The following is an 8,992-nucleotide window of genomic DNA, read 5'->3' as shown; positions in this document are numbered from 1 at the left end:
CGCTGGCGGGACAGGGCGCGGCGCTGCTGTTCGACGCGCTGATCAGCAACGTCCCGCTGCCGAGCTTCCGCGCGACCCTGGACGGCGCGGAGCTCGCCGAGCTCTACCCGGTGGCTCCGCTGGCCGCCGGGCACGCGCTGGCGATCGCCGTCTCGCAGTTCAACGGCGCGGTGCACGTCGGGGTGCAGGCCAACCGGGCCGCGGTGCCGGATCTGGAGAAGTTCCGGGAGGCACTGCCGCTGGCGGTGGCCGAACTGGCCGACCGCGCTTGAGCCCGGCGAAAATTCGGCCGCGCGGGCGGAGCTTTCCTGGTTTCATGAGGGCATGGACCTCGTGGTGCGGACAGAGCACGGTGCGGTGCGTGGTGTCGCCGACGGAGAGCTGAGCGTTTTCAAGGGAATTCCCTACGCGGCCCCGCTGGACGGGCCGCGCCGGTTCCAAGCTCCGCAACCTCCCGAGCCCTGGGACGGGGTTCGGGACGCGTCCGGGTTCAGCGCTGCCGTGCCGCAACCGGTGCTGCTGCCGGGCATCCCGGCGGCGTGGAAACCTGGTGATGGCACGGATTCGCTGACGCTCAACGTGTGGACGCCGGACCGCGGCGGCGGTCTGCCGGTGCTGGTGTGGATCCACGGCGGCGCCTACCTCGGCGGCACGAGCGGGGAGTACGACCCGACGAGGCTGGCGCAGGCCGGTGTGGTCGTGGTGACGGTGAACTACCGGGTCGGCTACGAGGGTTTCGGCCGGGTGCAGGACGCTCCGGCCAACCGCGGCATCCTGGACCAGCTGGCCGCGTTGCGGTGGGTGCAGAACAACATCGCGGCGTTCGGCGGCGACTCGGGCAACGTGACGATCTTCGGCGAGTCCGCCGGGGCGACCTCGGTGGTCACGCTGGCGGCCGGATCGGCGGGGAGAGGCCTGTTCCGCCGCGGTATCGCGCAGAGCGTCGGTGCGCTGTTCTGCGACGAGGACGAGTTCGGCAAGGTCAGCGACCTGGTCGTCGGTCGCCTGGGGATTCCGGCGACTGCCGAAGCACTGGCCGAGGTGCCGCCGGAGGCGATCCACACCGCGCAGGCGGCGGCGATGGCGGAGATGAACGAGAACCGCGCGGCTTGGACGAATTCGACGGCGTACGCGGTGGTCTTCGACGGCGAGGTCCTCGACGACCTGCCGTGGGTGATGCTGCGCGGCGGTTCGGGTGCGGGGGTGGACCTGATCTGCGGTTACAACACCGACGAAGCCACCATGTTCACGGCGGACCTGCCCGCGGCCGCCAAGGATCCGGCGCTGCTGGCACGAGGCCTGCGGCTGGACCCGTCGGCGGTGGACCAGTACCGGGCCGGGTATCCGGGAGCCGGCGACGCGGAGCTGTACACGCTGATGCTCAGCGACAAGCTGTTCCGGATGCCGGCGCTGTGGTGCGCTGAAGCGCACGCGCAGGCGGGCGGCCGCAGCTACCTCTACGAGTTCGCGTGGCGCACCCCGCTCAACGGGGGAGCGTTCGGCGCGTGCCACGGCCTGGACCTGCCGTTCACCTTCGGTGTCGCGGAAGACGCCCTCCGGCAGATGTTCGGCGAGGAGATGCCCGCGGACTTCGAGGTCCTCTCGGCGGAACTGCGCGAGTCCTGGATCTCGTTCGCCACCACCGGTGATCCGGGCTGGCCGACGTATTCGGACGCCGACCGCCGCGCCCGGATCTGGAACGTCCCGTCGTCGGTGGTCGACGACCCGATCAAGGTCTCGCGCGAGATCTGGCAGCACCGCTTCTCGGGCTGAGCCCGGCGCGGCTCTTCGCTCGAACGCCGGACGAGCCGATGGCTAGTGTGCTTACATATCGGCATGGACCTCGTGGTTTCGACTAGCAGCGGTTCGGTGCGCGGCGCTTCGGCCGGGAACGTGTGCGTTTTCAAGGGGATTCCGTACGCGGCACCGCTGGACGGGCCACGTCGGTTCCAGGCCCCGGCGGCGCCCGAGCCCTGGGACGGGGTGCGGGAGACGACGGCGTTCAGCGCGTCGGTGCCGCAGGCCACCCTGCTTCCCGGTGCTTCGCCGTGGTGGACTCCTGATGACGACACCGACTGCCTGAGCGTCAACGTGTGGTCGCCGGACCTCGGCGGCGGGTTGCCGGTGATGGTGTGGATCCACGGTGGCGTGTACATGGGCGGCACGAGCGACAGCCCGGCTTTCGACGGCACGAGGTTGGCGAAGGCCGGCGTGGTCGTGGTGACGCTGAACTACCGGGTCGGCTACGAGGGTTTCGGCTGGGTGGCGGACGCTCCGGCGAACCGGGGGATCCTGGACCAGCTGGCGGCGCTGCGGTGGGTGCAGGACAACATCGCCGGGTTCGGCGGCGACCCCGGCAACGTGACGATCTTCGGCGAGTCCTCCGGTGCGAGCTCGGTGGCGACGCTGGTCGCGGGCTCGTCGGATTCGGGCCTGTTCCACCGGGGGATCGCGCAGAGCGTCGGCTCGGTGTTCTGCCCTGCGGAGGAGGCCCGCAAGATCAGCGACCTGATCGTCGGCCCGCTCGGTGTTGCCGCGACCGCCGAAGAACTGGGAGCGGTGCCGTCGGAGGCGATCCACGCCGCGCAGCAGGCCGTGATGGTGGAGCAGAACCAGAACCGCGCGGCCTGGACGAATTCCACACCGTTCGCGGTGGTGCCGGATGGGGAGCTGCTCGACGACCTGCCGTGGGTCGCGTTGCGCGGCGGCGCGGGTCGGGACGTCGAGCTGATCAGCGGGTACAACACCGACGAAGCCCGGATGTTCACGGTGGACTTCCCGGCGGAGCTGTCCGATCCGGCGGTGCTGGCGCACGGCCTGAGGCTGGCGCCGTCGGTGCTGGACGAGTACCGCGCCGCGTACCGGGGGATCACCGACGTGGACCTGCACTCGCTGGTGCTCAGCGACCAGCTGTTCCGGATGCCCTCGTTGTGGTGCGCGGAAGGGCACGCCCTGGCGGGCGGTCGCAGCTACCTCTACGAGTTCGCGTGGCCGAGCCCGGCCCGCGGTGGTGCGTTCGGTGCTTGCCACGGGCTGGACGTGCCGTTCACCTTCGGGGTGGACCGGAGCGACGTCACGGCGCAGGTGTTCCCCGACGAGACACCGGAGGACTTCGAGGTCCTCTCCGCGGAACTGCGCGAGTCCTGGGTCTCCTTCGCCACCACCGGTGATCCGGGCTGGCCGGCCTACGCGCCGGACGACCGGCGGGCCCGGGTCTGGAACGTCCCGTCGTCGGTGGTCGAGGACCCGATCAAGGCCTCGCGCGAGATCTGGCAGCACCGCTTCTCCGGCTGAGCTGGCGATTTCCCGCCATTCGGGCCGTTGGCACTGCCCGGCGGGAATTCTGGGGCGCATGTCCGGGAAGACGGTTCGCGCGGCGGCTGCGCTCGCGCTGGCGTTGTCGGTCTCGATGGTGCCGGGGACGGCGGCTGCCGCGCCGTACTGCCAGAGCATCACCGATGCGTCGAACCCGGACTGGATGGCCGGGCTGCCCGACGACGCGAGCCTGGCGCAGCTGTCCATCCCCGGCACGCACCAGACCCTGTCGCTGCACGGCGGCGAACTGACCCAGACGCAGGAGAACCACGGCGACAGCGCGGAAACCCTCGCCGTCCAGCTGCAGTCGGGCATCCGCGCCATCGACATCCGGGTGCGCCGCTACGACGACAAGTTCACCCTGCACCACGGGCCCTTCTACCAGAACGCGAACTTCTCCGACGTCCTGCAGAAGGCGGGCGACTTCCTGTCCGCGCACCCGGGCGAGACGGTGCTGCTGCGCCTGAAAGCCGAGTGCACCGGCGAAACCGGCTCCTGCACCGACGAGAACAGCCAGCTCGACGAGACGCAGATCCTGGACTGGTACCGGGACAACGACCCCAACGGCAAGTACCTGCACGACCCGGCGGGCGGCGCGGTGCCGACGCTCGGCGAAGCGCGCGGCAAGATCGTGCTGACGGCGCTGCAGGGACCGCGCGGCGGCCTGCACCAGGGCCGCGGCATCGGCCAGTTCACCGACGACACCTGGGGCGACTACGTCCAGGACGAGTACGACGTGCCGACGCTGTTCGACATCGACGACAAGTGGGCGAAGGTCCGCGACCACCTGGACAAGACGACGGCGGCGGACCAGGGCGAGATGTTCCTGAACTTCACCAGCGGCTCCAGCCCGGCGGCCTTCCCGAACGCGGTGGCCTGCGGAGCAGCGGGCTTCCGCGGCGTGAACGACTACGCCCTGGAACACCTGCAGAGCAACGACCTCCCGCGCACCGGTGTGATCATGATGGACTTCCCAGGAGCAAACCTGGTGAACACCATCATCGCGACGAACACCTGACCTGCGCCGCGATCGTCCTTGACAGCACTGGTCGGGCAGGTGCCGGGCGTGCACATGGCGATGCCCACCGCGGTTGATCACCCACGTTGATCAGTGCGTTCGCCCTCTCCCAGACCGGGATTCCCACCCTGCTCCGTCGGCCCGCGGCTCCGGGGCGGAGCACAGTTTCAATTGAAACTGCAGATTCCAGCCACGGCGGTCCGCAGTTTCAATTGAAACTGTGGTCTCCCGGTCGAGCGGGCCGCCGGATCGTTGCCTCGGCTAATGGACGTGCAGGGGCGTTGGTTAACGTGAGGGGGGTCAACCCGGACGGAGGGCGATATGTCGGGAACGGCGGAGAAGGCGCTGGCTGCCTTGAGCGCGGAACTCCCGGAGGGGGTGCTGCTGACGGATCCCGATTCCACTACCCGCTTCGCCCACGACGAAGCCGAGTGGGCACCGTTCGGCAAGCCTCTCGCGGTGGTGCGCGCGACCAGCACCGACGACGTCGCGACCACCGTCCGGATCTGCGCTGAGCTGGGCGTTCCGGTTGTCCCGCGCGGCGCCGGGACGGGGTTGTCCGGTGGCGCGAATGCCATCGACGGCTGCGTGCTCCTCTCGTTGGCCGACATGAACCAGATCCTGGAGATCAACCCGCGCGAGCAGCTCGCCGTGGTGCAGCCCGGCGTCGTCAACGACGACCTGCGCGCCGCCTGCCGCGAGCACGGCGCCTGGTACCCGCCGGACCCGGCCAGCTCGCCCTGGTCGACCATCGGCGGCAACGCCTCCACCAACGCCGGCGGCGTGTGCTGCGTGAAGTACGGCGTGACCCGCGACTACGTGCTGGGTCTGGAAGCCGTAGTCGGCAACGGCGAGGTGGTCCGCCTCGGCAGGCGCACCGCCAAGGGCGTCGCGGGCTACGACCTGTGCGGCCTGTTCGTGGGCTCGGAGGGCACGCTCGGCGTGATCACCGAGATCACCGTCAAGCTGCTGCCGGGCCTGCGAGCCCCGGAGCGCACGGTGGTCGGCTACTTCGATTCGCTGGTGCAGGCCGGCGAAGCGGTCGCGGCGGTGGCCGCTGCCGGGGTGGTGCCTTCAGCGCTGGAACTGCTCGACCAGCACTGCCTGCGCGCGGTCGACGAATGGAAGAACATGGGCCTGAGCGCCGAGGCGAACGTGCTGCTCCTGGGCCGCTCGGACACCCCGGGCGCGGCGGGGGAGCAGGAGGTCGACACGCTGCTGCGCTGCTTCGACGAGGCCGGAGCGACCTGGAGCGCCCGCTCCACCGACGAGCACGAGGCCGACGCCCTGTTCGCCGCGCGCCGGCTGGCCTACCCGGCGCTGGAACGCCTCGGCCCGGTGCTCACCGAAGACGTCTGCGTCCCGCGCGCGAAGGTACCGGAGATGCTGTCCCGCATCGAAGCCTCGGCTCAGCGCCACAACACCCAGATCGCCAACATCGCCCACGCCGGCGACGGCAACCTCCACCCGCTGATCATCACCCCGCCCGGAGACGACGAGGCCCGCGAACGGGCCCAGCTCGCCTTCGACGACATCGTCGCCGACGCGATCGCCATGGGAGGCACGGTCACCGGCGAACACGGGGTCGGCCTCCTCAAGCGCAAGGGCCTCCACGCCGAACTGAGCCCCGCGGTCGTCGCCATGCACCACGCCATCAAGAACTCCCTTGACCCGGCAGGAATCTTCAACCCGGGCAAGGTCTTCGGCGACCCGGAGTCGTGAGTGCGTAACAGTGTTCGAACACTGTTACGCACTCACGACCACCTCAGCCGTTGGCGAGTTTCAGGGCCGCTGTTTCGATGGTTTCTTCGTCGAGGAGGACGTGGTAGGCCGCTGCGCCGAGGGGGATGAAGCTGTCCTCGCTGGTCACGCGGGCGATCGGGCCGGTGAAGCCGCCGTCGATCAGAGCTGTCACCACCGACTCGGAGACTCCGCCGGTGCGGCGGGTTTCGTCGACCACCAGGACGCGGCCCGTTGCTTCCGCCGCAGTGAGCAGGTCGTCGACCGGGAGCGGGGACAGCCAGCGGAGGTCGAGGACCCGGGCGTGGATTCCGCGTTCCCGCAGGCGTTTCGCCGTGCGGAGGCTCATCGGTACCCCGTTGCCGAAGGTGGCCAGGGTAAGGTCCGAACCGTCGCCGTACTGGCGGGCCCGGCCGATCGGCACGTGGTGCTCGCCCGGTGCCGGGTACGGTGCCAGCCATTCGGCGTCGCCGGGTTCGTGCAGGTCACGGGTGTGGTAGAGGGCGATGGGCTCCAGGAACACGCACACCCGGCCGTCCTCGCGGGCCGCCGCCACGCAGGTGCGCAGCATCGCTGCCGCGTCGTCCGGGCGGGACGGTGATGCGAGGACCACGCCTGGCATGTCGCGCAGGGCGGCGATGCTGTTGTCGTTGTGGAAGTGGCCGCCGAAGCCCTTCTGGTAGCCGTAACCCGCGATGCGCACCACCATCGGGTTCCGGTACTGGCCGTCGGAGAAGAAGCTCAGCGTGCTGGCCTCGCCGCGCAGCTGGTCTGCCGCGTTGTGCACGTACGCGAGGTACTGGATCTCGGGGATCGGGACCAGCCCGGCGAGTCCGGCGCCGAGCGCGGTGCCGAGGATGCTCTGCTCGTCCAGCAGCGTGTCGAAGACCTTGGTGGCGCCGAACTTCTTGCGCAGACCGCGGGTCACGCCGTACACGCCGCCCTTGCGGGAGACGTCCTCGCCGAATGCGATCACGCCCGGATCCCGCCCCAGCTCCTCGGCCAGGGACCGGTTGATCGCCTGCGCCACCGTCAGCGGACCTTCGTCCTCGGGCAGTTGCGCGCCGAAGTGCTCCTGTCGCTGAGGAGGAACCTCGCGCGCCCGGCGCTCCACGACGTCCGGCCGGTTCTGGCAGATCGAGGCCATCACCTCAGCAGCGCTGCTCAACTTCCGGCGTCCCAACGCCTCCTCGGCGATGCGGGTGACCTCGGCGCGCTTGGCCTCGTAACGCGCCAGCACCTCGTCCGGGCTCAGGATCCCGTTGTCCACCAAGGACTTCGCCGTGCCCAGCAGGGGATCGCGCTGGTAGTCGGTGGTGATCTCGGTGCGGGACCGGTAACCGGATTCCACGTCCGAACCGGCGTGCCCCATCAGTCGCACCGTGCGCAGGTGCAGGAACGCCGGCGCGCGGTGGCGGCGAACCCAGTCCGCGGCCTCCCGCGCGACCGACAGGCACTGCACCGGATCGGAGCCGTCGGCGGTGAAGTACCGCAGTCCCGTGCGGTTGCCGTAGGTCGACTCGATCCAGCCCTTCGGGGTCCGCACGCTGATCCCGATCCCGTTGTCCTCGCACACCAGCAGCAGCGGCATGGCCAGGCCCTGGAATGCGCAGTGCAGCGCGGAGTTGATCGCCCCGGTGGTGGTCGAGTGGTTGGCCGAGGCGTCGCCGAAGCTGCACACCACGACCGAATCGTCCGGCCAGGCGCTGGTCACGCCGAGCTTGGCCGCCCGCCCCAGCGAGAAGGCCAGCCCGACCGCGCGCGGCAGGTGGGAGGCGATGGTCGAGGTCTGCGGGATCACGGCCAGCTCGGCGTTGCCGAACACCTTGTGCCGACCGGCCGAGATCGGTTCGTCGGCGGAGGCGACGACGCCGAGCAGCACGTCGCGCAGCGGCTGCTGGCCGGGCACCTGGTGGCCGCGGCGCACGTAGAAGCCGCCGGAGCGGTAGTGCAGCAGCGCCGGGTCGGTCGGCCGCAGCGCGGCGGCGACCGCGGCGTTGGACTCGTGGCCGGACGAGCCGATGCTGTAGAAGCCCTTGCCCTGCTTGCCCAACTGCCGCGCCTGCAGGTCGAGGTGCCGGCTGCCCGCCTGCGCGTCGAACAGGGCCAGCAGGTCGTCGGCGAGCTCCGAGCCGGTCGCCGGGTGAGCGGACCAACCGGCCACGGTGCGATGGAAGAACTCGTCAACGGGCTCGGTTTTCTCGCTCATAGGGTCCTCCGTGTCGCGTGCTTTCGGTCGTGCGCTCACGACTCGTGCGGGTCCGCGTGCCAGTCGTTGGCCACCAGGGCGCAGGACTTGGCCAGGCACTCCAGTGCCATCGGCAGCAGCGGATTGGTGTTCTGCTTGCGGTACAGGGCTTTCACCCGGCGGTAGGGCTGCCACCCGGCGATGCGGCAGATCCGCACCGCCTGGTCCGGGATCGCCAGCCCGGGCAGCACGGCCACCCCGAGGTCGCGGCCGACGAGGTCCCGGATCACCGAGTAGTCGTTGCTGCGGAAGGTGATCCGCGGGACGAAGCCCGCCGCGGCGGCCAACCGCACCAGCGACCGGGCGCCCGCGGTGTCCTGCCGGGTGCATATCCAGGCGTCGTCGGCGAGCTCGCGCAGATCCACCTCGGCGTGGTGGGCGAGCCGGTGCGTCTCGGGCAGCGCCAGCCGCAGCGGCTCGGCCATCAGCTCCTCGACGCACAGCTCGATCGGCCACTGGCGGGGGTCCAGGTCGTACTCGAAGACCACCGCGGCGTCCACGGTTCCGTCCAGCACCCCGCCGAGCACCTCGTCCGGCTCGCCCTCGTCGAGCTGCACCTCGGCGTTCGGGCGTTGCGAGACCACCGCGGCCAGCACGTCCGGCAGCACCCGTGCGTTGGCGGTGGCGAAGCTGGCCAGCCGCAGGCTGCCCTCCTCGCCGGCGACCATCGC

7 protein-coding genes are annotated in these 8,992 nt (G+C 70.4%); 5 read left to right on the top strand and 2 right to left on the bottom strand.

The features are described from left to right. From ABTZ89_RS30820 to ABTZ89_RS30800, 5 genes are all read left to right on the top strand, one after another. Positions 1-272 (top strand): WS/DGAT domain-containing protein (locus tag ABTZ89_RS30820; RefSeq protein ID WP_351051295.1); only part of this gene is annotated, 272 nt, incomplete at its 5' end. Positions 273-324: 52 nt separating this feature from the next. Further along, complete coding sequence (locus ABTZ89_RS30815) at positions 325-1,773, top strand: carboxylesterase/lipase family protein (protein WP_351051292.1); 1,449 nt, start codon at positions 325-327, stop codon at positions 1,771-1,773. Positions 1,774-1,836: 63 nt separating this feature from the next. Continuing rightward, positions 1,837-3,294, top strand: coding sequence for a carboxylesterase/lipase family protein (locus tag ABTZ89_RS30810; RefSeq protein WP_270949637.1), 1,458 nt, complete (start codon positions 1,837-1,839; stop codon positions 3,292-3,294). Between the two features lie 58 nt (positions 3,295-3,352). Then, positions 3,353-4,333, top strand: a complete 981-nt coding sequence (locus ABTZ89_RS30805; RefSeq protein ID WP_351051288.1) for a phosphatidylinositol-specific phospholipase C — start codon at positions 3,353-3,355, stop codon at positions 4,331-4,333. Positions 4,334-4,654: 321 nt separating this feature from the next. Next, on the top strand, positions 4,655-6,055 hold the full coding sequence (locus tag ABTZ89_RS30800; RefSeq protein ID WP_351051286.1) for an FAD-binding oxidoreductase: 1,401 nt from the start codon (positions 4,655-4,657) through the stop codon (positions 6,053-6,055). A gap of 43 nt (positions 6,056-6,098) precedes the next feature. On the opposite strand, the gene ABTZ89_RS30795 is transcribed toward ABTZ89_RS30800, so the two are convergent. Then, a complete protein-coding gene (locus tag ABTZ89_RS30795) occupies positions 6,099-8,282 on the bottom strand; it encodes a thiamine pyrophosphate-dependent enzyme (RefSeq protein ID WP_351051283.1) in 2,184 nt (727 codons plus the stop codon). Positions 8,283-8,317: 35 nt separating this feature from the next. Then, positions 8,318-8,992 (bottom strand): LysR substrate-binding domain-containing protein (locus ABTZ89_RS30790; RefSeq protein WP_351051281.1); only part of this gene is annotated, 675 nt, incomplete at its 5' end.

It is taken from the genome of Saccharopolyspora sp. NPDC002686 (assembly GCF_040295745.1).
Taxonomy (GTDB): Bacteria; Actinomycetota; Actinomycetes; order Mycobacteriales; family Pseudonocardiaceae; genus Saccharopolyspora; species Saccharopolyspora oryzae.
Note: the sequence above shows the minus strand (reverse complement) of the source record. Positions and strands in the feature narration are given on the sequence as shown.

Excerpts from the sequence above, each read along its gene's own strand:
- ABTZ89_RS30815 (WP_351051292.1), top strand. The coding sequence starts at position 325 with ATGGACCTCGTGGTGCGGACAGAGCACGGTGCGGTGCGTGGTGTCGCC.
- ABTZ89_RS30810 (WP_270949637.1), top strand. The coding sequence starts at position 1,837 with ATGGACCTCGTGGTTTCGACTAGCAGCGGTTCGGTGCGCGGCGCTTCG.
- ABTZ89_RS30805 (WP_351051288.1), top strand. The coding sequence starts at position 3,353 with ATGTCCGGGAAGACGGTTCGCGCGGCGGCTGCGCTCGCGCTGGCGTTG.
- ABTZ89_RS30800 (WP_351051286.1), top strand. The coding sequence starts at position 4,655 with ATGTCGGGAACGGCGGAGAAGGCGCTGGCTGCCTTGAGCGCGGAACTC.
- ABTZ89_RS30795 (WP_351051283.1), bottom strand. The coding sequence starts at position 8,282 with ATGAGCGAGAAAACCGAGCCCGTTGACGAGTTCTTCCATCGCACCGTG.